The organism is Lactobacillus iners (genome assembly GCF_011058775.1).
GTDB lineage: Bacteria > Bacillota > Bacilli > Lactobacillales > Lactobacillaceae > Lactobacillus > Lactobacillus iners.
Window position 1 is genome coordinate 226,249 of the sequence record NZ_CP049230.1, and the last position, 24,941, is coordinate 251,189.

21 protein-coding genes are annotated in these 24,941 nt (G+C 31.9%); 16 read left to right on the forward strand and 5 right to left on the reverse strand.

All coding sequences use genetic code 11. The features are described 5' to 3' along the window. The first annotated feature begins 9 nt into the window (after positions 1-9). The 3 genes from G6Z82_RS01210 to G6Z82_RS01220 are packed head-to-tail and all read left to right on the forward strand — an operon-like array spanning position 10 to position 4,592. Entirely contained in the window at positions 10-1,233 is a 1,224-nt protein-coding gene (locus G6Z82_RS01210) for a metallophosphoesterase family protein (RefSeq protein ID WP_164785705.1), read from the forward strand. Next, positions 1,220-3,613 (forward strand): ATP-binding protein, encoded by a 2,394-nt coding sequence (locus tag G6Z82_RS01215; protein ID WP_164785993.1) that lies wholly within the window; start codon positions 1,220-1,222, stop codon positions 3,611-3,613. Before G6Z82_RS01210 ends, G6Z82_RS01215 begins: the two co-directional genes overlap by 14 nt. A 1-nt stretch (position 3,614) precedes the next feature. After that, positions 3,615-4,592, forward strand: coding sequence for a 3'-5' exoribonuclease YhaM family protein (locus G6Z82_RS01220; protein ID WP_164785706.1), 978 nt, complete (start codon positions 3,615-3,617; stop codon positions 4,590-4,592). Between the two features lie 126 nt (positions 4,593-4,718). On the opposite strand, the gene G6Z82_RS01225 is transcribed toward G6Z82_RS01220, so the two are convergent. The 3 genes from G6Z82_RS01225 to G6Z82_RS01235 form a co-directional block, all read right to left on the reverse strand. Then, complete coding sequence (locus tag G6Z82_RS01225; protein WP_006732517.1) at positions 4,719-5,612, reverse strand: peptidylprolyl isomerase PrsA; 894 nt, start codon at positions 5,610-5,612, stop codon at positions 4,719-4,721. A 90-nt stretch (positions 5,613-5,702) separates the two neighbouring features. Then, positions 5,703-6,014, reverse strand: coding sequence for a hypothetical protein (locus G6Z82_RS01230; protein WP_006728972.1), 312 nt, complete (start codon positions 6,012-6,014; stop codon positions 5,703-5,705). 11 nt (positions 6,015-6,025) lie between these two features. Beyond that, positions 6,026-6,463 (reverse strand): HIT family protein, encoded by a 438-nt coding sequence (locus G6Z82_RS01235; protein ID WP_006728971.1) that lies wholly within the window; start codon positions 6,461-6,463, stop codon positions 6,026-6,028. A gap of 90 nt (positions 6,464-6,553) precedes the next feature. On the opposite strand from G6Z82_RS01235, the gene G6Z82_RS01240 reads away from it, so the two are divergent. The 10 genes from G6Z82_RS01240 to G6Z82_RS01285 all read left to right on the forward strand — a co-directional run bounded on the left by G6Z82_RS01240 (position 6,554) and on the right by G6Z82_RS01285 (position 19,841). After that, a complete protein-coding gene (locus G6Z82_RS01240; protein ID WP_006733595.1) occupies positions 6,554-7,303 on the forward strand; it encodes an ABC transporter ATP-binding protein in 750 nt (249 codons plus the stop codon). Next, on the forward strand, positions 7,287-8,483 hold the full coding sequence (locus tag G6Z82_RS01245) for an ABC transporter permease (protein ID WP_164785707.1): 1,197 nt from the start codon (positions 7,287-7,289) through the stop codon (positions 8,481-8,483). The genes G6Z82_RS01240 and G6Z82_RS01245 overlap by 17 nt, the downstream gene beginning before the upstream one ends. Positions 8,484-8,494: 11 nt before the next feature. Next, positions 8,495-9,196 (forward strand): tRNA (guanosine(46)-N7)-methyltransferase TrmB, encoded by a 702-nt coding sequence (gene trmB, locus G6Z82_RS01250; protein ID WP_164785708.1) that lies wholly within the window; start codon positions 8,495-8,497, stop codon positions 9,194-9,196. Continuing rightward, entirely contained in the window at positions 9,165-9,485 is a 321-nt protein-coding gene (locus G6Z82_RS01255; RefSeq protein WP_164785709.1) for a thioredoxin family protein, read from the forward strand. The genes trmB and G6Z82_RS01255 overlap by 32 nt, the downstream gene beginning before the upstream one ends. Positions 9,486-9,509: 24 nt before the next feature. Continuing rightward, positions 9,510-10,154: a YtpR family tRNA-binding protein gene (gene ytpR, locus G6Z82_RS01260; RefSeq protein ID WP_164785994.1), complete on the forward strand. Its 645-nt coding sequence runs from the start codon at positions 9,510-9,512 to the stop codon at positions 10,152-10,154. A 34-nt stretch (positions 10,155-10,188) separates the two neighbouring features. Further along, positions 10,189-11,511, forward strand: coding sequence for a UDP-N-acetylmuramate--L-alanine ligase (gene murC / locus G6Z82_RS01265; protein WP_164785710.1), 1,323 nt, complete (start codon positions 10,189-10,191; stop codon positions 11,509-11,511). Positions 11,512-11,632: 121 nt separating this feature from the next. After that, positions 11,633-16,819, forward strand: coding sequence for a type I pullulanase (pulA, locus tag G6Z82_RS01270; RefSeq protein WP_164785711.1), 5,187 nt, complete (start codon positions 11,633-11,635; stop codon positions 16,817-16,819). A 277-nt stretch (positions 16,820-17,096) separates the two neighbouring features. Continuing rightward, complete coding sequence (locus G6Z82_RS01275) at positions 17,097-18,008, forward strand: ABC transporter ATP-binding protein (RefSeq protein WP_006735430.1); 912 nt, start codon at positions 17,097-17,099, stop codon at positions 18,006-18,008. Further along, on the forward strand, positions 18,001-18,810 hold the full coding sequence (locus tag G6Z82_RS01280) for an ABC transporter permease subunit (RefSeq protein WP_006728962.1): 810 nt from the start codon (positions 18,001-18,003) through the stop codon (positions 18,808-18,810). The genes G6Z82_RS01275 and G6Z82_RS01280 overlap by 8 nt, the downstream gene beginning before the upstream one ends. Positions 18,811-18,959: 149 nt before the next feature. After that, positions 18,960-19,841 (forward strand): SPFH domain-containing protein, encoded by an 882-nt coding sequence (locus G6Z82_RS01285; protein WP_006728961.1) that lies wholly within the window; start codon positions 18,960-18,962, stop codon positions 19,839-19,841. 182 nt (positions 19,842-20,023) lie between these two features. Here G6Z82_RS01285 and G6Z82_RS01290 read toward each other — a convergent pair whose 3' ends face one another. Together G6Z82_RS01290 and G6Z82_RS01295 are read right to left on the reverse strand one after the other, a co-directional pair. Continuing rightward, positions 20,024-20,302 (reverse strand): DUF1827 family protein, encoded by a 279-nt coding sequence (locus G6Z82_RS01290; protein WP_006728960.1) that lies wholly within the window; start codon positions 20,300-20,302, stop codon positions 20,024-20,026. 54 nt (positions 20,303-20,356) lie between these two features. Continuing rightward, a complete protein-coding gene (locus G6Z82_RS01295; RefSeq protein WP_164785712.1) occupies positions 20,357-22,498 on the reverse strand; it encodes an ATP-dependent Clp protease ATP-binding subunit in 2,142 nt (713 codons plus the stop codon). Positions 22,499-22,627: 129 nt separating this feature from the next. On the opposite strand from G6Z82_RS01295, the gene G6Z82_RS01300 reads away from it, so the two are divergent. The 3 genes from G6Z82_RS01300 (at position 22,628) to ptsP (ending at position 24,931) form a co-directional block, all read left to right on the forward strand. Further along, positions 22,628-22,801, forward strand: coding sequence for a hypothetical protein (locus G6Z82_RS01300; RefSeq protein WP_006730393.1), 174 nt, complete (start codon positions 22,628-22,630; stop codon positions 22,799-22,801). Positions 22,802-22,928: 127 nt separating this feature from the next. Then, complete coding sequence (locus G6Z82_RS01305) at positions 22,929-23,195, forward strand: phosphocarrier protein HPr (protein WP_164785713.1); 267 nt, start codon at positions 22,929-22,931, stop codon at positions 23,193-23,195. Beyond that, on the forward strand, positions 23,195-24,931 hold the full coding sequence (gene ptsP, locus G6Z82_RS01310; RefSeq protein ID WP_006728956.1) for a phosphoenolpyruvate--protein phosphotransferase: 1,737 nt from the start codon (positions 23,195-23,197) through the stop codon (positions 24,929-24,931). The genes G6Z82_RS01305 and ptsP overlap by 1 nt, the downstream gene beginning before the upstream one ends. Positions 24,932-24,941: the final 10 nt, after the last annotated feature.

Consider the following 24,941-nt stretch of genomic DNA (forward strand, 5'->3'; position numbering starts at 1 on the left):
AGGATAGATATGAAATTTTTGCACATTGCAGATGTACATTTAGATAGTCCATTTTTAGGACTATCTTTTTTACCGTCCGAATTATTTGGCCAAATAAAAAATGCTATTCAATTATCTTTTGAAAAAGCTGTTAATTTTGCTATCGATCATGATGTCGATTTGGTTTTATTAGCAGGTGATACGTTTGATTCTACTCATCCAACACCGCAAAGTAAAATCTTTTTTGCCAATCAAATAAAACGCTTGGTTGATCGTCAGATTCAAGTGGTGATGGTTTTGGGTAATCATGATTATAGTCAGATTGATGATTTATTGCTAAATGAGTCCCCTTATTTTAAAATAATTGGTTCCAACGAACAAATTGAACAAGTTGATTTCATGACAAAATCACAGTATAAATATCGAGTAGTGGGTTTTTCTTATCAACATAACCATATAACTGAAGATATAATTGCCAAATATCCGCCTAAAAGTACGTCAATATACACAATTGGATTAGCACATGCTGGTATGAAGCAATCTTCAGTTGACCAAAATAATTACGCTCCCTTTACACTAAACGAAGTGAAAGATCTTAATTATGACTATTTTGCTTTAGGCCATATTCATTTAAGACAGGTTTTGTCTCAAGAGCCTTGGATTGTTTATAGTGGTAATTTGCAGGGGTGTCATGTGAATGAGAAAGATGCGAAGGGATTTTATTTTGGCCAAGTTGATGAGCAGTCGCAAAATACACAATTGCAATTTATAGATGTTTCTCCAATTGTGTGGCAGACGGTTGATTTAACATTAGATGAGCCATTTAAAAGTACTACCAAGCTATGCACCAAAATTCAAAATTTGTTAGCTGATAATAATTTGCGTCCGACATTATTTACATTAAATATTATCGGAGCTGAATTATTATCTGATGCTCAATTAGACATGTTGAATGATAAAAGTATGTATGAAGAATTATCCAATAATTTACAATATCATTCGCTTTTAGTGAAGGTCTATTATAAGCATCGAGATTTTATTGCTTTAAATGCAACAGATAGAGCTTTGTTTGCTAAGGCGGCTGAAGAAATATTAACAGCCAATCATACTTGTGAATTGGCAAGTTCATTGATGAAAAAAAGTAATATTGTTACAAATAATTTGCAAAAAGAAGAGTATTTGTCAGATATTTATGAATTAGCTAGAGTTAGATTAGAACAAAAGTTGCGAGGAAACAATGATGAAATTAATTAAGATTGATGTCAAAAATTTTGGTGGTCTTAGTGATTCTGAATGGAAGATTTCATCGCAATTGCATGTTTTTTATGGACCAAATGAGGCAGGAAAGAGTACAATTGCTGCATTTATCAAGCAAATTATGTTTGGCTTTCATTTGAAATCTCAAAAATCAACTTTTTTTGAAAATTATATGCCATTAAAAAAGGTTAACCAAGTTGGTGGCTCCTTAACTTTTAAAAACGAAAATAATCAAATTATAACTTTAGAAAGAACATATACTACTAGTGATAGTAAAAAGGGTAATTTAGCAGTTAGCTTAGATAATGAAAAAATTCCAGAAAATATCTTTTGGAATAATATCAAAAATATAGATGGTGATTTTTATACTGATAGTTTCATCTTTAATCAAGATTTATTGGCTAATGTTATATCACTTAATCAGGGGGATTTGTTAGAACATATCTATTATTTGGGTGCAGCTCAAAGTAGCAAATTGCTTTTGTTACGGGATAAGTTCGTACAATCATCTGAAAAACTTTTTAAAACTAACGGCAGAAAACCAGAAATTAATCAAATATTGGCACAAATCAAAGAAAAAGCTGAAACTTTAAGTAAGCAACAAGTAGAATTTGATCAATATAGTTCTTTAGAAAAGCAAAAAAATGATGTGCAAAATGAAATTGAGTTGCTAAATTCACAGGTTAAAAAATTACAACAGAATCAGCAAAATTTAGCTATTACCAAGCAGGAATTAAATAATTATGCACAATATCAGCAACTAAAAGAGCAGTATCAACTTATAGATTTTAATCAAGAAGATTATACACAAGTTCAAGCATTAGAATTAACAATTGAACAGTTAACAACTGATATTAAAAAGTATGAAAGTGAAATTATAGCTGTTAGTGCCGATAATCTTGATGAACAAGCTAAGATCTTAGCTAAAAAAGTAGAAATCTATCAAATTGTTAATGAAGCCGATCGACTTCAAAATGAGATAAAGCAACTATGCCAAGAATTAGAGCAGATTCAGACCTATCAGCCCCTGTATTTTAAGCTGGAAAGTTTATCCCCAGAAGATAAGTTGGTTATGCGAAGTAAATATGAGCAATGTCTAAAGATGCAAGCACCAAAATCAATCATTAAAAACATATCTTTTGGTTTAATTATATTCGGATTAGTTGGTGCTTTCTTAAAACCACTATTTTACCTATTAATTTTAAGCGGATTAATCATATACTATTTAGACAAAATCAAAACAGATCATATAAGGACTAATCAAATTAAATCTTTTGAAAAAGAGTATGGCTTTGATCCACAAAAGTTTGATCTGGAATTAGTGATGTCACAAATAATGCAAATTGAAAATAAACGTAATATTTTGACAGAAAAAAGAAAAAATCAAGCTAAGATATTAGAACAGGTAGCAGATTTCAAACAAAAAATCAGTCAATTTGTATCGCCAACTAATAATTTAACATCTGATTTAGAAAAACTAGATGAACATTATCAGCAAGTTCAACAAAAAGTAACAACGCAAAAATTATTGAATGAAAAAATAAGTGCTATCAAGGCTAAATTAGCAGATGTAAAATTGACTTTACAAAAGAAATTAAGCCAAAATAAGGTCAAAGATATAGAAGAATTCAAAGCAAAAGGTAACTTATATCATCAAAATCAACAAATCAAATCACAAATGATGGCTCTATCTGCTAATTTAAAGGATAGAGTAGAAATATTAAGTAAATTAGATATCAATAGCCTGCATACTACAGAACAAAGTTTAGTTAGTGAATTAGAACAGATTCAGGCTAAGTTACGTATAAAGTATGATGCTTTAGCTCAATTAAAGTTAAAATTAAAAGAATTAACCAATTCAGATAGTTTAAAAAGAACTCAACAAGAATTAGCTACTGCCAATGCCAATTTATTGGATTATACGAAGGAATATTTAGCTGATTTATTAGCTGCAGATTGGATTCAGCGTGGTTTAGATTTAGCATCTAATGATCGTTTTCCTAAGATGTTATCTAGTACTAACCAATATTTTGCTTTATTAACTAATGGTAGATATATAAAAGTTGCTATTAATGATCAATTACAAGTAGTTAAGGCTGATGGAACTCGTGTAGCAGTAGAATATCTGTCACGTGGTACAGCTGAACAATTATATTTTGCTTTAAAATTAGCTTTTGTGGAGCAAATTGCTGATGAAATTGAATTGCCAATTTTAATTGATGATGCCTTTGTTAACTTTGATTTGCAAAGAATTGATAATATAGTCAAATTAGTACAAAATTTGAGTGCTAAAACGCAAGTGATAGTATTTACTCAGAATCTTCAGTTGGCTAAAATGTTAACTGATAATATTACTAAATTAGAGATTAGGAATTAAGATGAAAAAAAAGCTAGTTACATATAATGATGGTGAGTCCATGGACATAATAGTCCTAATAAAAGATGCCATTTTACGCAAAAATAAGAAAAATGAACCATATCTGGTTTTGATTTTTTCAGATGGTGATTCATATATCCGTGGTAATTTATGGAATGTTGCAGATGATGATGTAGCAAAGTATGTAACAGGTACTTTTGTGCAATTAAATGGGATTAAGGAAAAATTTCAGAATCATTATCAAATAAAAATCTTATCTATGCAAACTGTTGGCTCTAGTGAAGTGACTAATATAACGGATTTTACTGAAAAATCATACATAGATGTTAATGAACTAGTTAGTGAATTAAAAGATGGTATTCTTGAAATAAAGAATCCAATTTGGAAGTCGATAGTTAGTTTTTTGCTAGATAAATGGTACCAAAAATTTATTGATTTTCCTGCTGGTAAGTCCAATCATCATGCCTGCAAAGGTGGATTATTGTTACATACTGTGACGATGTTAAAACTAGCAGTTGCCATTTCTAAAATCTATCCACAAGTTAACCATTCTTTATTGTATGCAGGCTGTATTTTGCATGATCTAGGTAAGGTCATAGAACTGAGCGGACCTGTGGCTACTAAATATACAGTAGAGGGAAATTTACTTGGACATTTAGTCATTATTGATGAGCAAATAATTTTAGCAGCAAAAGAATTGAAAATTAAAGAATATGATGAGAATTTAGTACTTTTAAGACATATGGTGTTATCACATCATGGATTGCCTGAGTATGGTGCTGCCCGTCGCCCGGCAATTTTAGAGGCGGAATTGTTACATAAAATTGATGATATGGATGCTACAGTATATGCTATTACTAGATCTTTACAGCGTACTGAACCAGGTACCTTTACTGAGCTGATTTCATCCCAAGATAATCGCAGATTCTATCGTCCTATTGATAGTTCTGATTTAAATAAAATCAATAATTTAGAATAAAAAATATACCGATATGCCATGACTAGTCTTAAAAGCTAGTCAAGCAGGTCGGTATTTTTAGTATAGATCACAAAAAAACGCAGTGTTCGTCTGAACTACTACGTTAATTAGTCTAATTATTATCTTTTATTTCTTTAAATCTGCATCCATATATTGAGTTAATACATTCTTTAAATCGTTATCTTTGATATTAACATTAGCTCTCTTTAAGACAACGCCTAAAACAGACTTAATTACATTTTGATCTTGAGCCATCTTTTGGTAAATACGTGCGATTATTTCCGATTTATGGCTTTGGAATGATCCCTTAGATGGGTGTTTAATCATTTTAATAATGTGATAACCAAATTGAGTTTTAACAGGTTTTTTAGTGTATTCGCCAGTTTTCAATTTGAAGGCTGCTTCTTTGAAGTCAGCATCTAAAGTCGTATCTGAGGAATCAAAGGGCTCAATTTTACCAGCATTCTTGCTTGTACCAGTATCTGTTGAATATTTCTTAGCTAAATCTTTAAAACTAGCTCCTTTGCCAAGTTCTTCGATAACTTTCTTAGCTGTATCTTCTTTTTCTACTAAAATATGTTGTACTCGAACTTTAGGTTGGTATTCTTTCCAAGCTTTCTTTTCTTGAGCTTTGGTAATAGGTTTAATATCTTTTAAAGCAGCTTGCAAAAGTAAGTTTGTTTGAATACTTTCTTTATATGCTTCAGGTGTCATACCATTTTGTTGTAAAACCATTTCAAAACGTGCACCATATTGTTTTCTAGCATTGTCATAAGCTGTATTTACTTTTTTCTTGGAAACTTGACTACCATATTGTTGTTGTAAAGTTCTGTTAATAATCATATTAGCTAATATAGCTTGTCCTGCAGGTGATTTTTTTACTTTGTTATAAAAATCTTCTTGAGTTATTTTTCCGCCTTTGTAGTTAGCGACCGTCTTGGAGCATCCAGTAGCCGTTAGAGCCACACCAGAAAAAGCTGCTATCAATAATAATGTTTTCAACGATTTTTTAAATTGCATATACATATCTCCAAATCTTATATAGTTACAGTTAAAAATATAACACAAAAAAGGATATAAACATAATTTTATCCAGTTAATTTTTTATAATTATTTATTTAATTGCTTAATACTATTTTCCATTTTAGCAATCTTAGGTTTAATTGCAATGGAATATTTGCCAAAGCTGTCCTTTAATTCTTGAATTGTTTGGTTAGCTATAGGCATTTGTTCTGAAATTAAAGCATCACATTGCTTTTTTAGTTTAGAGATACCATTTTTAGTATTAGTACAATTACTTATTAAACTAGTAGACCATTGCTTAAAATATGCTTCGTCTTGCTTGTTAGGGCGTCTCTTTTTTAAACCCCAGCAGATACCAGCACTGAGACCAATAATTAAGCCGATAGTTGATTTTTTCATATATAAATTCCTTAAGATAAATGTTGCTTGATAGTATTAGCTACTTCTTGATAAGCTTCAGGAGTATATTCAGCTGCATGATTAATATGTGGCACGTTAACGCCATCATTTTCATCATATCTAGGCACTAAATGAATATGTGAGTGCATAACTACCTGACCAGCAATTTCCCCATTGTTAACAAAAACGTTAAGACCTTTGATATTTTTATCTGATGCTTTAATTGCTTGAGCAATTTTTGGAATGTATTGCAAATATTTTGCTGCATCTTCTTGACTATAATCAAAAAAGTTAATTAAATGTTTTTTTGGTATAATTAAGACGTGTCCCTTAGTGACTTGTGAAATATCTAAAAAGGCTTTAACGTCATCATTTTCAAAGACAGTATAAGCTGGTATTTCGTTTCTAATTATTTTACAAAAAATGCAATCTTGAACCAAATTTGACATATTTTTTCCCTTCTCATTTTAAAAATTTTGTTTTACTATGGTTCATGCTATCATAATAAGTAAGTTTTTTCAGTATGAGGCGGTTATTTTATGACTTTAACAATAAAAAAATTAACTGGTGGCTATACCGGTATTACTGTTATTAAAGATATCAATTTAAAAATTGAAAGTGGGCAAGTTGTCGGCTTAATTGGCTTAAATGGTGCAGGAAAATCTACTACTATTAAGCATTTATTGGGTTTATTAAGAATGCAACGTGGTGAAATTACATTAAATGGAATTGACTTAGTCCAAAATCCAGCAGCATTCAAAAAAAATGTAGCCTACATACCTGAAACACCAATATTATATCCAGAATTAACGCTAAAAGAGCATATAGAATTGGTAATTTTAGCATATGGATTAGATCATGATAGTGCATATGAACGTGCATTACATTTATGCAAATTATTTAGATTGGAAAATAAATTAGATTGGTTGCCAATTAATTTTTCCAAAGGTATGAAACAAAAAGTAATGATTGTGGCTGGCTTTTTAGCTCAAAGTAGTTTATTAGTGATTGATGAACCATTTACAGGGTTAGATCCATTGGCAGTAGCTAATTTTATTGACTTAGTTAAAGCAGCTTCTAATGATGGAAAAATGGTTTTAATGACAACGCATGTCTTAGCTGAAGCTCAAGAAATTGTTGATAAATTTGCTGTTTTGAATAATGGAACGATTGAAAAAGAAGGTAATCTAACAGAAATTAGAAAGTTTTATGGCTTGAAAGATACAGATTCATTTGACCGTTTGTATAAAGTATTAAATCAGGAGCATCGCAATGCAAAAAATAGCTAATAAAAGATTAAATAGTAACGCTCGTAAGCAAATTCACTATTTAGCACTAGTTTTTAATGATTTTTTTGTATTAGCCTTACTTTTGATTTTTGGGGCTTTGATGTTTTGGTATGCTAAAAGTATTCAAACATGGCCAAGGAATTTATGGTATTATTCGCCACTACTTGCTTTAGTTTTTTCAATCTCATTTGGTTTTGGTAGCTTGGTTACCTTATTTGAATATGCAGATAAGCAATTTTTGCTGTCGCTGGATGATCAGCTCGAATTTTATCTGAAACCAATGCTTAAATATAGTATGGTATTGCCGACGATTATTTTGTTATTAGTTGGCGGCATTGCTTTTCCCTTTGCTTTTTTACGAATGGCTATTCATCCAATTAATTATCTAATATTGCTTGTCGATATGTTACTTTTAAAGCATGTGCAACATTTATTGCAAGAACATAGTTTGTATTTTAATGACAAGTTGCACTATAACACAATAGCTTTTACAGTCATTGGATATTTTTTGATTTTATTAGGTATATATCAACCGCTTGTATTATTAGCAATAATTGTAGTGGCAATGGTATATATTATTAGACAGCCCTTGCAAGGATTTAATTGGAATAAAGCTATTAGCAAAGAAGCCCAACGTAAAGATAGAATTGATAATTTTTATAGTATGTTTACTGACGTGCAGGATAAGAAAATTACAATATCACGTCGCAAATATTTAGATTTCTTAATATCTAGAAAAAAACAATCAGCCAATATGTTTCTTTTTCAGCGGATCTTATTGCGAGATCCTGAATATAGTAATTTGCTACTCAGAATGATAGTCTTTGCTTTATTACTTATTTTTATTATTCAAGATTATAAGTTAAATACATTTTTAGCAGCTATTGTTATTTTTTTGACAATATATCAATTATTACCTGTGGCCAATATTTATGAGCGAAATATGATGTATCATGTACAGCCAATTAGTAGAAGTAGCCGTGTTGTTGATTTAGCAAAAGTATTACAAAAATTTATTCTGTTGCAGTGGCTGCTAATAAGTATAGGGTTAGTTATAGCTTCAGCTGGTAATCTACAGTCATTGTTATATATCTTAGGGTTGTTTGTATTGACGCTCATCTTGTTATATGTATATTTACCAGTTAAGATTGGACAAACTATTAATAAATTTAAACGTTAGGCGGATTTAGTATGAGATTAAGAAATAAACCATGGGCTCAAAAATTAGTGCTTGAACATCCCGAGGCACTTTTAAATGAACCTGATCCTGAAATAAAAATACCTTGGCAAGAACGATTTGCTGACTTTTCTAAGCCACTAGCTATCGAAATTGGTTCTGGTAAGGGGCAATTTATTATTAATTGGGCTAAGCAACATCCTGAAATGAATTTTATCGGTGTTGAATTGCAAACTACAGCTGCAGGGATGATTTTGCGTAAGAAGTTAGCTGATCAGATAGATAACTTACAAATAATGTGTGCCGACGCTGCTAATATAGCCTTATATTTGCCACCTAAAAGTGCTGATATTATCTTTTTGAATTTTTCAGATCCGTGGCCTAAAACTAGACACGAAAAGAGGCGATTAACCTATAAATCTTTTTTAGATAAGTATAAACAAGTATTAAAAGATAATGGACATATTGAGTTTAAAACAGATAATCAAGGTCTATTTGAATATAGTCTACAAAGTATGAATAATTATGGTATGTTGTTTGATTTTGTAAGTTTAGATTTACATCAAAGTAATTCTGAAATTTATAAACAAAATATTGAGACAGAGTATGAGCATAAGTTTGCTGAACGAGGTAATAGGATATATTGTGTTCATGCACATTTTGAAAAAGTAAGGAATAAAAAAGATGAAAAAGTTTGCAGAGTTTTCGACAAGTGATTTTCAACGAGAAATAGCTAAAGGTAAAGTTGTCTTGCTATTTTCAGCTTCGTGGTGTCCAGATTGTCGCTTTTTGGATATGTTTTTACCAGAGATTGTATCAGAGTTTACAGAATATCAGTTTTGTTATATAGATATTGATGGAGCTACTGATTTAGCAAAAAAAATGAATATTTTGGGGATTCCAAGTTTCGTTGTCTACCAAGATGGCCAAGAAATTGGTAGACTGGTAAGTAAGGATAGAAAGACCAAAGAAGAAGTAGTTAGCTTTTTAAAATCTTTAGGTTAATGTAAGAAAGGACAAATGAAAATCATGATAATTTCCACTAATAAAAAAAGTTATCCAGATACAATCATTTTGATTTTAGACCAAGGTGAGGGTCGCAGTACATATGAAGAAAAGAATAATATAGTCCAGGTTAAGGATGAAAAAGGTAAAATCGTTGGATATAATTTCTTTAAAGTTAGTGACTTTTTAGATTATGATAAATTACCAAATGGTCAAGTAAAACCTGACCAAAAATTACTTGATATTTTGAATGATCAGCTAACTAAAGCGGGATTTGACCACAAATTAGAATTAGGAAAGCCTACTTTAGTTTATGGATTTGTAAAAACTTGTGAACCACATCCAGATTCTGATCATTTACATGTAACTACAATTAATGTAGGGGATGATGAATATCAAATCGTTTGTGGTGCACCTAATATTCAACAAGGACAAAAAGTAGTTGTTGCTTTACCTGGAACTTTGATGCAAAATGGTCAACAAATTTGGCCTGGTGAATTACGTGGTGTAAAATCAAGTGGAATGATTTGTTCGGCTCGTGAATTGGGCTTGCCACATGCTCCACAAAAACGTGGAATTTTGGTTGTACCTGATACATTCAAAGTTGGAGACGAATTTGAACCTACAAAATGTGATGAATTATTGGCATGTGGACAAATCACATTGTAATTTTTGCTAAAAAGATAAAAAATCGGGGTTAGCTATGTTAGATAAGACAAAAGAATATTGGTTTATTGGAATAAAGGGTACCGGAATGGCATCTTTAGCATTGATTTTGCATGATATGGGGTATCATGTTGCTGGATCAGATATTGAAAAGCATACTTTTACGCAAGATCCTTTACTTGCTAAAGGAATTAAAATAACACCGTTTGATGCTAATAATATTAAAGATCAAGGGCAAGTAATTATTAAAGGAAATGCTTTTAAGGAAGAAAATGTTGAAGTCAAAGCATGCATTGATAAAAAAATTGCCTGGCAATCTTATCCTGATACTGTTCAGGAAATTATTGCACAGCATACAAGTATTGGTGTATCTGGTTCACATGGTAAAACTTCAACTACGGGGTTGTTAGCACATGTTTTAGGACAATTAGCACCAACTTCATTTTTGATTGGTGATGGTACTGGAAAAGCAATTAAAGATTCACGCTTTTTTGTTTATGAAGCTGATGAATATCGCCGCCATTTTTTAGCATATCATCCTGATTATCAAATTATGACCAATGTTGATTTTGACCATCCTGATTATTTTAAAGATCGTGATGATTATGCATCTGCTTTCCAAACTGCTGCAGAGCAAACCAAAAAAGGATTATTTGTCTGGGGCGATGACACCCGATTGAATAATATCCAAGTATCTATTCCTAAATATACTTATGGTTTTAATAATACTGATGATTTTCAAGCTTATGATATTCAAAAAAATATTACAGGTTCTACTTTCAAAGTTAAGTATCACGATATTGACTTAGGACAATTTGAAATACATTTGTTCGGTGATCATAATATTTTAAATACTACTGCTGTAATTGCGGTAGCATATATTGAAAAAGAATCATTAGATTTAGTGCGAGCAGCATTGTTAACTTATAAGGGAGCTAAACGTCGCTTTAGTGAAAAATCATATGGCAAGATTAATATTATTGATGATTATGCACACCATCCAACAGAAATGAAAGCTACTTTGCAAGCTGCTAGACAAAAATATCCTAACAAAATATTAGTTGCGATTTTTCAGCCACATACATATTCACGAACTGCAGAATTTGCTGATCAATTTGTTGAGATTTTAAAAACTGCTGATTATGCATATGTGACACCAATTTTTGGTTCTGCTCGAGAAAATCATGGTAATATTTCAAGTCAAGATTTAACGAAAAGAATTCCTAATTCAGAGGTAATATCTTTGGACAATATAGCTGATTTAACTAAGTTTAAAGATGCTGTTCTAGTTTTCATGGGTGCTGGCGATATTACCAAATATGAAGTTGCATATGAAGCATTGTTGGAACAAAATAAATAATAATATTAACAGATTCGGTTAGATTGATAACCGAATTTTTTTTGCATTTCGTGTTTTGACAAATGTATACGCTTACACTACAATTGCTAATATAAGTTTCTTTTAGAAAGGCAAATAGTCTATGAATTTTAAAATCAATAAGAAAAAGATAACATTTTTATGTACAAGTACAATTTTGGGATTAGTAGTTAGTGTAAGTACAGTAAATGCTGATGCCGTAAATAATAATATTAAAAATAACAATAATGTTAGCCTTATAAAGACACCTACCGATAGATCTGTTGATATTAACCAAAAAACAACCAAGGTAATTGTCCATTATCAAGGCGATGGCAATAAATGGAAATTATATACATGGGTTAATAATGGTACCGATAAAGTAGATGGCAAAGAATATCCGTGGGATGGCCAAGATGAATATGGTAATTATAAAATTATCGATATGCCTGGTGAACATTCAAAAATTGGTGTGCTGATCAAAGATAATGAGTGGCATAAAGATGGTTCAAACAATGATCGACAAATTACTACTGACGTGAGTGGTAAAGCCGAAGTTTGGTACAAAGAAGGTAGTGATCAAGCTCAAACAGTAACGCCAAAATTTAAAAAAGCCAACATTGAAATTAACTATCTGGGTAGTGATGCTCCAGCTTCTGTTAAAGTTAAAACAGATATTGATGCTAAGCAAGCTGATCTTTCATTAAAAGAAGATGCTACTAAAACTATGAAACAAGGTGAAATTGAGCTAAAAGCTACTGATAATAAAGAATTTACCAAAGTTATTATTAATGATAACCAACAGCATGAATTTACACCGTTGCCAGGAGATAAAACCGATATTTATTTGGTAGCTGGTGATAAAAATGTTTATTATACAGCTAGTGCTGCTAAAAAAGTAATTGATCATAAGAAAAAAGATCAACAAGATACTAAACTGATTGAAAAGTTGAAAAAAATAGCTGCTAAAAAAGAGCAAGTAGACTTTTCTAAAGAGCAAATAGTTGCAAGTACTAAAGTTATTGTTCATTACAATGGTGATGCTTCTAAGTGGGCTTTATGGTGCTGGCCTTTTGGTAAAGGTGGTAAACAATATTCATTTGACAAAGAAGATGACTATGGTCATTATGCTGAATTTAATATTGATCATTCTGATAAAGTAGGATTTTTAATCAAGGGTCAAACAGACTGGTCCAAAGATGGAAAAACTAAAGCAGACCGTATAGTTAATACAGACAATAGTGGTAAAGTTGAGGTTTGGTATGCAACTGGTAAAGATGAAGCTCAAGTAGTAACGCCAAGCTTTAAAGATGTTAAACTTAAGTTGCATTATTTTGGGGATGAAGCACCGCAAACGATGTCAGTCTGGGCTGATGACAAGCAAGCTTCTAAGCAGACAATTAAGTTAGATAAATCTGAAACTAATGGTGATAAAGTCGGTGAAATTACCATTACCGGTCAAGATTTACATCAAATAAATATTTCTAATGGCAATCAAGTATACAAAGTTACACCATCACCAAAAGGTCAAATTACGGATGTTTACTTAAATGATGTGGATAATTTACCGCACTATACTGAATGTAGTGCTCGTAAGGATTTCATTTTATCTATGGCTAACATGGATAGTGATCATGTCGTCAAAATTAAGACTAATGTGCAATTAAGTCCAGATTTAGTAAAGCAATTATTAAAAGCTCAGAATAATGAAATTACTAAAGTCGAAGCTATTAATGGTACAGATAATCTAAGTGATACTTTCAAGGTTACTTTGAAGGATAGTTTAGAATTAGGTGTTAATAGCCGTATAGCTTTCTGTGGCAATCCTAAGGCTATTGATGTTAGATCATATGTTCGCTCTAAAGATTTTGATGATAAGTACTTTTATGCAAATGATGATTTAGGTTCAACTTATAGCAAAGAAAAAACTACTATTAAATTATGGTCACCAATTGCAACTAAAGTAACCTTACGTTTGTATAAAAACTTAGACAACAGTTCACAACCTGATAAAACTATTGACTTAACATGTGGTGATAAGGGTGTTTGGAGTACTACATTGACTGATCAGGACTACAAAGGTTGGGCATATGATTACAGATTAGAATTTGCTGATGGACATGTAACGACGACAGATGATCCTTATTCTACTGCTACTACCATTAATGGAGTTCGTAGTGTAATTGAAGATGTTGATAATATCAAACCAGCTGATTTTATTAAAATGCCGGCCTTCACTAAACCAACTGACGCTATTATATATGAAGCTGGTGTCAGAGATTTAACAGCTGATAAAAATGCTAATGTTAAACATCCTGGTCAATTTTTAGGATTGACTCAAGAAGGGACCAAAACTGATACTGGTTATCCAACTGGGTTAGATTATTTGAAGAAATTAGGAGTTACTCACGTCCAATTTTTACCTATGTATGATTTTGGCTCCATTGATGAAGCTCATCCATCTAATGCCTACAATTGGGGCTATGATCCAGTTAATTACAATGTTCCTGAAGGTAGTTATTCTTCTAAGCCTGCAGATCCTGCTGCACGTATTTTAGAGATGAAAGAAATGATAAATGCTCTGCACAAACAAGGTTTACGTGTAGTTATGGATGTCGTTTATAATCATGTTTATGGATTAGATAAACAAGCATTTGATAAAGTCGTTCCTGGATATTATTTCAAATATGATGATAATGGTAACATGGTTGACGACATTGGTATGGGTAATGCTGTAGCTAGCCAAAGAAGAATGGTTAGAAAATATATCGTTGATTCCGTTAAATATTGGGCTAAGAATTATCATATAGACGGTTTTAGATTTGATACAATGGGCGTCCTTGATACTGATACGATGGCGGAAGTTTACAAGGAAATTAACAAAATCAATCCTGGAACTTTAATTTATGGTGAAGGTTGGGAAATAAAGCCAAATGAACGGCCTAAAGAAGCTAGTTATGTTCATGCTAATTTGATACCAAATGTTGGCTTTTTTGGCGACAATTTGAGAAACGCTGTAATTGGTGAGAGTGGATCCTTTGGTAATGCAAGATCTGGGTTAGCACAAGGTAACCTGACTGATAAAGATAAAAATGGCGTCAGTCATTATCAAGAAGATGAAGCTGCTTTTGTTAAAGGATTTATGGGTAGTCAAGGATTTAATAAACACAATTACCTTAATCCAGGGCAGGTTATTAATTATTCAACGTGTCATGATAATTTAACTTTATATGATGCATTAAAAGCTCATTTGCCTAATGCTAATGCTGCAGAGTTTGTTAAACGTGCTAAATTAGCTGATTCTATGATCATGTTGTCACAAGGTGTGCCATTATTCCATTCAGGTCAAGAAGCATTACGTACCAAGAATGGAAATGCTAATTCTTATAATGCTGATATTACAGTTAATGAAATAGATTGGAAACGAGTAGAACAAAATAAAGATTTAGTGTCATATTTCCAAAAACTTGTGCAATTAAGAAAGACTTGTCCTGCATTCAGAATGAGTACATATGATGAGATAAAGAAAAATATCACACCTATAGTTAAAGGTGAAAATGGTGTATTTGCCTTTGAAATTAAATCAGCTGATAGTACAATGTATGTTATATTCAACGTTAATGAAAAAGCTAACCAATTTACTAGTGTTGATTTAACAGGTGGCAAGATTTTATTAAGTAGTGATGACCATACTGTCGGTGCCAAAACTACTATTTTGCCTGGATTAAGTACATTAGTTATCAAGAAGATAAGTGACAAAGATAAAATAAATGATCTAATTGCACATTTAGATGCAGATAAGATTGCATTTCAACAGTTGAAAGATGAAATCGCTAAAGAAGAAGCCAAATCTCAAAAATTATCTGTATTAGTTGATCAATTAAATGATAAAATAGCTAAAATGGAGGCGGCTCAGACTGCGTTACAACAATTAAAAGATGAAATTGCTAACGAAAAAGCCAAATCTCAAAAATTGACCATGTTAGTTGATCAATTAAATGATAAAATAGCTAAAATGGAGTCAGCTCAGACTGAATTACAACAATTAAAAGATGAAATTGCTAACGAAAAAGCCAAATCTCAAAAATTATCCGTATTAGTTGATCAATTAAATGATAAAATAGCTAAGACGGAGGCAGATAAGATTGCATTTCAACAGTTGAAAAAAGATATTATGACAGAAATAGAAAATTATATTAAAGATAAAAAAGAACCAGAAATTGATTTAAGTAAAAAGGTTTTAGATGCCATAGCTCATGCAGATATAGAAAAATTGACATCATATAAATTAAGTGATGATGTCATGAAGGCTGTTGTCGAGTTTAAGCAAGGCAATAAAAAATTACTTGTTGATATGATAGCTGATGCCATAGCTAATGTTAATGTAGATCAATTAGTTTCATATAAGCTAGATGAAGCTACTATTCAGGCAATCAAACAATATCAACAAGGCAATAAGAAAGATCTACGTGATATAATTGCTGAAGCAATTAAAAACTATGCTAATGAAGGCGGTACTGCTCCTTATAAATTAGATAATGATGTTGTGAACCAAATAAAGGCTGATCTTGAAGCAGAATCTGATGTTGAATCTAATACGCCACAAGAATCAGTTGAAACTGTAACTGAGCCAGAAATATCTCAAGAGATCTTAAAAGATTCTAATGATCAAGAAAATACAATTGTTGGTGTTGTTAATATCCAAAAAGACAGTACCATTTTTGATAGCAATGGTAGTGCAACAGATAAGGTTTTGCCTGCTGGCAGTCGTTGGAAAATCGATCGTATCACAGAAATTGGTGGGATGAAGTTCTACAGAGTTGGAACAAATCAATACATTTTGATAGATACAGCTAAGAGCGACGGTATTATTTTTACTAAAACAGAAAAGCCAGTAATTGGTGTATTATATATTAACCAAAACGTAGACTTATTTGATAAAGATGGACATAATACAAATATCCTGCTTAATAAGGGCACATATTGGAAGATATGGGGTGCTAAAGTTATCAATGGTAAATTATTCTACAGAGTAGGTACTCAAAAACAATGGGTTGCTGCTGAATCTGTTAAGGTAGTTGATAATAAAGCTATTAAAGAGACACCTGTTACAGGAGTTGTTAAAGTTCATGTCAATGGTCATCCTGATTATCAAGTTGCGATGTTGGATGATAATGGTAACTATACAGGTCAATTTTTAATTCAAGGCAATAGTTATAAACTTGTAGCTAAAAAAATAATTAATGGACGTTTATGTTATAGATTAGGTACACAAAAGCAGTGGGTTCCTGCTGAATATTTATTATTTTAATAAATAAACTTTAAAAGCATTTGGTTGTTAAATCAGATGCTTTTTTTGAGCCCTATTACTATAGATTTGTTCTCTTGCTAATTATTATTGTAAAAAATATGGTAGATATTATGGCTTGCAATTGTATTCGCAAAGATAAAGAAGGCAGGTATAATGTTATTAGCTACAAGAAAGTAAGATCTACTAGTGATAAATCAAAACGAGTAAATTTAATTAGTTATATAGCTATCTTTATATTTTTGGTGTGGTTCATCGTATGGTATAAGAGGAGTTAAAAATGATAATTGAGATAAGTGGAATTAATAAAGTAATTGGTTCAAAAAAAGTCATTAATAATGTCTCCTTACGTATTGATAAAGGACAAGTATTTGCATTGTTAGGGCCTAATGGAGCAGGAAAAACGACTTTAATTCGTATAATTTTAGGTTTGTTAAAGCCCGACGCTGGAACTATTAGGCTTTTTGGTGAAAAATTAACAGATAAATCTAGACCTGATTTATTATTACGTGTTGGTGTTCAAAATGATGGTAATTTATATGAAAATCTAACTGCTAAAGAAAATTTAATATTATGGGGAGAAATATATGGGTTAAATTCAAAAAATATAAAAAAACGCATAGATGATTTGAAGAAAATGTTTCACTTAGAAAACTATATTGATATGCCCGTAGGCAGTCTAAGTAAAGGAAATAGACAGAAAGTGATGTTAGCTCGAGCTATGTTTCATAGTCCGGAGGTTTTAATTTTGGATGAACCTACAACAGGATTAGATCCTGCTGCCATTGATGAGTTTTATCAGTTCATTAAAAAACTGAAAAAAGCTGGTGTTACTATTATCATGTCTACGCATTATTTGTATGGTATGGATGGTGTTGTAGATAGTATAGGCATCATATCCTCAGGAAATTTACTTATTAGTGATAAAGTTGATAGGTTGCGGTGTAAAATACATAAAGTCCATTTTAAGGGTAAATTTAATCCTAAAGATATCAAAGAGTTGATTTCATATGGTGAACTATCGGATTGTATGCAAAATGAATTTATTATATCGGTTGATGATGATAATAAAGTAGCTGATATTGTCAAAACTTTGGTTTTAAAGGGAAATGATATTTATGAAGTTTCCAAAGTTATAGAAACAGTAAAAGAAATATACTTTAGAATTATCGGAGGACATAGCAATGGATAGACATCAACTTAAGGTTATGATAAATAAGGAATATCGAGAATTAGTCAATGATAGAGGATTAATGTTCTCATTGCTTATTATTCCAATTATTTTTAGTATTGTGTTACCAATCTTATTATTTATATTAGGTACTCGTAAGGAAGTATCAGCTAGCATAGTTGGCTTAAATACGTTCATTGAACAGTTTAAGATGATAAAATACCCAGATTATCTTACCAGGGGAACGGTACCTTTTTATGTTATTTTTACTTACTTTTTTTTACCTTTATTTATGTTACTACCCATTATTATTTCTACAGTATTATCTAGCAGTAGTTTTATTGGTGAAAAAGAGCATAAAACTTTGGAAGGTTTGTTATATACTCCCATCAATACTAAAGTCCTTGTTTTAGGAAAAGCATTAGGTTGTGCAGCACCTGCAGTTACTATTTCTACCGTTTCTGTTTTAGTCTATATATTGGTTGTTAATACTGTAGGTTGGAGATATTTCAAACATATAATCCTACCTAATATGACATGGTTATTAGTTACAATTTTGATTTCTCCACTGCTTGTCTTATTATCAATATTGTTAGTTATTGGTAGTTCGCAATATTTGAAGAATAGCAAGTCAGCTCAAGGAGTATCCATGATAATTGTAGCTCCGATATTTGGTATGCTCATTTCTCAAGCTACCGGGGTGTTAATCTTAGGTGTTTTTGAGACAGTAATTTTAATTATAGTTTTAATATTATTAGATATTATAGTTTTTTGCGTTGTCATGAAAATGTTTAATTTTGAGAAATTCATTTTAAATAATTAATTCCTCTATAAATTTAGGAGGTACATGCTGAATATTTATTATTTTAATAAATAAACTTTAAAAGCATTTGGTTGTTAAATCAGATGCTTTTTTTGTTTTTATTATGTATAATATCTCCTATAATATTTTTTATTAAGAGGTGAATAATTATGGAATTTAAAATGATACTTGATTTGAAAATTATAATTTTTATCGTCTTGCTTGTCATATTAACTAGTGGTTGTACAACTATAGTACCTCAAAATTATGAAGGATTAATTGAGACGCTTGGTAAATATACTAAAACTGTTAAAGCTGGACTAACATTTAAAATACCTTTTTTTCAGCGAGTTAAGAAAGTTTCAATGGCCTTACAACCTTTAGAAATTAGTAGATATTCAATTATCACTAAGGATAATGCCGAAATATCGACCAGCTTGACATTGAACTATCAGGTTACTAATAGTTTTAAATATTTTTACAATAATACAGATTCAGAAACTTCTATGGTTCAATTAGTGCGTGGACATTTGCGTGATATTATTGGACGTATGGATTTAAATGATGCTTTAGGATCCACAAGTGCTATTAATAATGAATTATCTAAGGCTATAGGTGATTTAACAGATATATATGGTATTAGCGTTATTAGAATTAATGTGGATGAACTATTACCTAGTAAACAGATTCAGGCTGCAATGGATAAACAATTAACAGCTGACCGTGAAAAGACGGCAACAATTGCTAAAGCAGAAGGTGAAGCCGAAAATATTCGCTTGACGACTAAGGCAAATAATGATGCCTTAATAGCAACTGCAAAAGCAAAAGCTGAGGCAATTAAGACAGAAGCTGATGCGGAAGCATATCGTATAAATAAATTACAAGAGACTTTATCCAAAGCATCTGAAGGATATTTCAGAAATCAGAGTATAGTAGCTTTTACAAAATTATCAGCTGGCAACAATAATATGATAGTTATGGATAAAGAAAATATTGATAAAATAGGTGATATTCCAGCTATTAAGAAAATATGGGATCAAGATAAGAACTGATAATTACTGAATCATAAAATAGTAGTGTCTTTTGATAATAACCTCCAAATTTGCTAAAGAGTTTGGAGGTTTTTATTATGCTTAAATTTAAGAACTAAGTAGCCATGAATAAAAGGACACAAAAAACCATACTTCGGTAAATCTCGAAGTATGGTTCAAATAGTTAAAATAAGACATTCGTTTTACTTATCACAGGTAATTGAAATGATTTTACGACTCTGATCCATTGAAATGTTATAAATTTTATCTTCATGAATTAAACGTTTAATGACAAATTGAATTTCATCCTCATGAATACCACGCCTATGATTTTCGAGTACAATTTCGATTTTGGTACTTGTTTCAGTATAGACTACAGTTATATTTCCCAGTGAATATACTTTAATGTACTGACTGCTGGTAGCTGATAACTGTCTTTCAATCAAATCACGATAAGTATTTGTAACATCAATTAAATGCATTTCTTACACACCTTCTAAAAGTTGAAAATATTTCTCCTTTTAGTATACGCTTATTTACTGATTATCTTCAACAATTATGATATCGTTTTCATATCTTTTTGCAGTTAAATTCTTTGCTGTCGGATGGTCAAGCTTATAATCTGCGACTTTGTCTTCAATCATAGCTTGAATCACGCGACGCAATGGACGTGCTCCCATATCAGGATCATATCCTTTTTCAACTAGTAAATCTTTGGCTTCTGGTGTGACATTGATATGTAAGTCTTGATCTTTGATCATTTCATTAGTCTTGTCTAACATTAGATCTACGATTTGGATTAAACTTTCCTTGCTTAATGGCTCAAACTCAACAATGTCATCTAGTCTGTTTAAAAATTCTGGTTTGAAATATTGACCCAGAACTTTTTTGAACTGCTCATTATGGTTATTTTCTGCAGAAAAGCCTACACTAGCAGACTTAATTCCTTGTCCAGCATTAGATGTCATAATGATAATAGTGTCTTTAAATGAAACAGTTCTACCTTGTGAGTCTGTTAAATGACCATCGTCAAGGATTTGAAGAAATAGATGTAACACGTCGGGATGTGCTTTTTCAATTTCATCAAATAAGATTAAACTATAAGGGTTATGACGGACTTTTTCAGTTAATTGTCCAGCTTCTTCATAACCAACATATCCTGGTGCAGAGCCGATTAATTTAGAAACTGAATATTGTTCCATATATTCACTCATATCAAAGCGAATCATGGATTTTTCGGTACCAAACATTTGCTTAGCTAATTGCTTAGCTAATTCTGTTTTTCCAACGCCTGTAGGTCCAACAAATAGGAATGAACCAATCGGTCTACCTGACTTGTTAAAGCCGACACGGTTACGTCTAATTGCTTTAGAGATGACGTCAACTGCTTTATCTTGACCAATAATATGCTTTTTGAGATCATCAGCCAAATTCTTTAATTGCATTTGTTCTTGCTTTTGCAAATCACCAACTGGAATATTTGTCTTTTCTTCTATGATTTTCTCCATAACCTTTTCAGAAATAACAGGTGTCTTATCAGGATCAACTTTTTGATCTTTTAATTTCTCATATTTTTCAATTTGATCACGGTAATAAGCAGCTTTTTCGTAGTCTTCATTCTTTAATGCTGTTTGTTTTAATTCTTGTGCAGCTTCGACACGTTCTTTTAATTTAGCATCATCAACATAAGGAATGGTTAAATTCATACGAGATCCAGCTTCATCAAGTAAGTCGATAGCCTTATCTGGTAAAAAGCGATCTTGAATATATCTTGAAGATAGGGTAACTGCACTAACTATTGCTTGATCAGTGTAGGTTACATGATGATAATCTTCATATTTCTTCTTGATACCTTGTAATATTTTAATAGTTTCTTCAATACTTGGTTCTTTAACTTCAACAGGTTGAAATCTTCTAGCCAAAGCTGAATCTTTTTCAATTTGACGATATTCTTTGATAGTAGTAGCACCAACTAATTGGAAATCGCCACGAGCTAGGGCAGGTTTGATGATATTGCCTGCATCCATTCCACCTTCAGCGTTACCAGCATTTACCAATTCATGAATTTCATCGATAAATAAGATGATATTAGGATCACTTTCTAGTTCCTTAATTAGTTGTTGCATCCGTTGCTCGAATTGACCACGTAAGCTAGTTCCTTGCACTAAAGAAACCATATTTAATGAAATTATTTTTTTGTTTTGTAATTTAGCTGGTACAGATCCATCGATAATTTGTTGGGCAAGTCCCTCGACTACTGCTGTTTTACCTACACCAGCTTCACCAATCAATACCGGATTATTTTTAGTACGACGGTTAAGAATTTCGATTACTCTAGCTATCTCTTTATCTCGACCAACTACTGGATCGATTTTTCCTTGTTTAGCTAAAGCTGTTAAATCAATACCATATTGATTAAGTAGGGAGTCTGATCCATTGTTAGCTTTATTTTTCTTTGGAGAATTATCTCTTGGTTGATCAAAATCTTGAGTGCTACCTCCTAAAGAACCTAATAAGTCGTTAAAACTGCTAAAGAAGTTATTCATATTAGCAGATCCATTTTCATTTTTTAATAATTGATAACAATCTTCACATAACGCTATTTCACGGTTTTCTCCATTATTGTTCAAGTATAGATGAATTGAAGCAGGCCGTTGATGACAATTTTGACAGAGCATATAAAAAACCTCACTTTCGATATTTTATAATTCATATTCTAGTCTTTAGCACTCTAACATGTCAAGTGCTAATTTCGCATACTAAGATAAAAATGATAGAATATGTAGTTAGTAGTGGGAGTGATAAATATGGATTATCAAGAAATTTTAGAAAAGATAGTAAATGGTGAATTAGCAGAATATAAGGTAGAACCGCAAACAGCTTTTGAATTTCAACGTGTTTTGCGTAATTTTCAACGTCGCAGTGAAATTCAAGGAGTTGCTCAAGTGGGAGGTAGTATTATATATCGACTAGCAAAATAAAATGAATAGATAGCGATAAATAAATATTGAAAACAATTACATTGTTGTTGTTTTCTAGCTTGAAAAATGATAATCTAGTATTCGTACAGGGTGTGATCCCTATTAAGGATTTAAAGGAGATACTAAAATGGAAAAACGCGAGTTTAAAGTTATTGCTGAAACAGGTATCCATGCCCGTCCAGCAACATTATTAGTGCAAGCTGCTTCAAAGTTCAGCTCTGATATTAACTTGGAATACAGTGGTAAATCAGTAAACTTGAAATCAATTATGGGTGTTATGTCACTTGGTGTTGGTCAAGGCTCAGAGATTTCAATTTCTGCTGAAGGCTATGACGAAAAAGAAGCAATTGATGCAATTGCAGATACAATGAAAAAGGAAGGCTTAGCTGAATAATGACTGAAAAATTAAAGGGAATTGCAGCTAGTGAAGGCATTGCAATTGCACCAGCCTACCTTTTGGTAGAACCTGACCTTTCATTTTCTAAGTCAAAAGTAACTGATCTTGAAGCAGAAGTATCAAGATTCAAGGAGGCTATTGATGAGTCTACCAAGGAACTTGAAGCTGTTCGAGATCAAGCTAAGAAAAATTTAGGTGAGGAAGAAGCACAAGTTTTCGACGCTCACCTTTTATTTTTGAGTGATCCGGAATTTTCCGGAGCTATTGAAAATGAAATCAAGAACAATAGTATTAACGCTGAAGCTGCTTTAGATGCAATATCAAATAATTTTATTAGCATCTTTGAATCAATGACTGATAATGCATATATGCAAGAACGTGCTGCAGACGTGCGAGATGTTTCTAAGAGAATTATGGCTCATTTGTTGGGTGTAACTTTGCCTGATCCAGCAACTATTGATCACGAAGTTGTTGTTATTGCTCACGATTTAACTCCTAGTGATACTGCTCAATTGAACAAGAAATATGTTAAGGGCTTTATCACAGATATCGGAGGTCGTACAGCTCACTCAGCTATTATGGCTCGTTCACTAGAAATTCCAGCTGTAGTTGGTACTAATACAATTACACAAGATGTTAATAATGGACAAATGGTAATTGCTGACGGACTGGATGGTAACGTTCTTATCGAACCATCTGCCGCAGAGATCAGTTCATTTGACGAAAAGGGACGTAAATTTGCTGAACAAAAAGCAGAATGGAAGAAATTAAAGGATCAGCCATCACAAACTGCAGATGGTAAACACTTCACTATTGCAGCTAATATCGGAACGCCTGATGATATGAAAGGTGTTTTGGAAAATGGTGCGGAAGCTGTTGGCTTATATAGAACAGAATTTTTATACATGGATTCATCTGATTTTCCAACAGAAGATGCTCAATTTGAAGCATATAAGGCTGTTATTGAAGGTATGAAGGGCAAACAAGTTATTATTAGAACTTGTGATATAGGTGGCGATAAGCACCTTGATTACTGGGATTTGCCTGAAGAAATGAATCCGTTTTTAGGATTGCGTGCGATTCGTTTATCAATGCACAATAAGGATATTTTTAAGACTCAGTTACGTGCATTATTGCGTGCGTCTGCCTATGGTAAGTTGGGAATTATGTTCCCAATGATTGGTACCTTAACTGAATTGCGTAAAGCTAAGGCAATTTTAGCTGAAGTTAGAGCAGAGTTAGAGGCTAAAAATGTTAAGATAGGCGAGGATCTTCAAGTAGGTATGATGATTGAAGTTCCTGCAGCAGCAATTTTAGCTGATCAATTTGCTAAAGAAGTAGATTTCTTCTCAATTGGAACTAACGATCTAATTCAATATACAATGGCTGCTGATCGTGGTAATGATGGAGTTTCATACCTATATCAACCATATAATCCATCAGTATTGCGTCTAATTAAGAATACTATAGATGGTGCACATCAAAATGGTATTTGGTGTGGTATGTGTGGTGAAGCCGCAGGTGATAGTGTCATGTTCCCTATCTTGTTATCAATGGGACTTGATGAATATTCTATGAGTGCGACATCAATTTTGCGTATCCGTAGTTTGATGAAAAAGATCAGCTTAGAAGATGTTAAAGAATTAGCTAATGAAGCTTGTTATGTTTCTGAAACATTTGAAGACAATGCCAAACTTGTAGCTGAAACTTTAAAAAAATTGAATATTAATTAAGCTTTTTAAA